1 protein-coding gene is annotated in these 1,130 nt (G+C 75.0%); it reads left to right on the forward strand.

Annotated elements, in window-relative coordinates; all coding sequences use genetic code 11:
- Positions 1-527 precede the first annotated feature (527 nt).
- The gene (locus ABZ885_RS41735) at positions 528-1,124 is read left to right on the forward strand and encodes a choice-of-anchor C family protein (RefSeq protein ID WP_360200506.1); all 597 of its coding nucleotides are present in this window, start codon (positions 528-530) and stop codon (positions 1,122-1,124) included.
- The last annotated feature ends 6 nt before the right edge of the window (positions 1,125-1,130 follow it).

The following is a 1,130-nucleotide window of genomic DNA, read 5'->3' on the forward strand; positions in this document are numbered from 1 at the left end:
GCCGGCTACCGCTGGAGCGTCACCTCCACGTCGCCGCACACGGTGGCGGACCGGCCGATCGCGGCCGGCCGGGTCTGGCTCTCCGACAGCATCTGACCCTGCTGCGGCGGGCTGCTCGGCAACGCCCCGAGCAGCCCGCCCGTCTTCACCGGCGCGTGCGCACCCGGCCCCTGAGGGAGGTGGCCCACGGAGCCTTCGAGCGCGCCCGCACCCGCAGGTGGAGGCCGCGCGATCGGCCCGGGGCCCGCGTGCACGGCAGGTCAGGGGCGTGCACGGCCCGTCCCACTCCCCCGGGCGGGGCCTCCCGTCTGACGATATTTCGATGGGAACCGGCCGCCCGGAATGGCTCGCCCGGCCCTGCGCGGCCGGTCCGCAGCCGTCCAAACCAGCGCGTGAGAGCCCGCGCGGCCGCGCTCCGCACCACCGGGCGCCACCCGTCCGGCCTTGGCAGGGATCATCGCGACGGCTGACGCTCTGTGCACAGCCGATCACCGGCCGATTCCACCGCAGCCCCTGGAGGGCCACCCATGCCGACCCTGCGCACCCGCACCGCCGTCGTCGCCCTGCTCGTCGCCGGCACCACCGCCCTCGCCGGCCCGGCCCAGGCCGCCGGCGGCCACCGTGCCCTCAGCCACTTCGACGACGGCAGCTTCGAGACCCCCAAGGCCCCGGCGAACGCCTTCACCACGCTGAGCGCCGGCCAGGGCCTCGGCCCGTGGACGGTCACCGCCGGCAGCGTCGACCTGATCGGTGCCGGGTTCTGGCAGGCCGCCGAAGGCGACCAGTCGCTGGACCTGAACGGCTCCAACAGCGGCGCCGTCGCCCAGAGCTTCACCACCGTCCCGGGCACCACCTACTCCGTCACCTACGCGCTGGCCGGCAACCCCGACGGCGGGCCGGCCCTGCGGACCGGCCGGGCGCGGATCGACGGCCAGGACTTCCAGGACTTCTCCTTCGACGTCACCGGCAGGACCAGGGCCGCCATGGGCTACGTGGGCCGGCAGTTCACCTTCGTCGCGCAGGGCACGTCCACCACCCTGGGCTTCACCAGCACCGTCGCCGGGGCGTACGGCCCGGTGCTCGACAACGTCCAGGTCAAGGAGTGCAAGCCCTGCTGCGGCTGACCGACG

The organism is Kitasatospora sp. NPDC047058 (genome assembly GCF_040643935.1).
In the GTDB taxonomy this organism is placed as follows: Bacteria; Actinomycetota; Actinomycetes; order Streptomycetales; family Streptomycetaceae; genus Kitasatospora.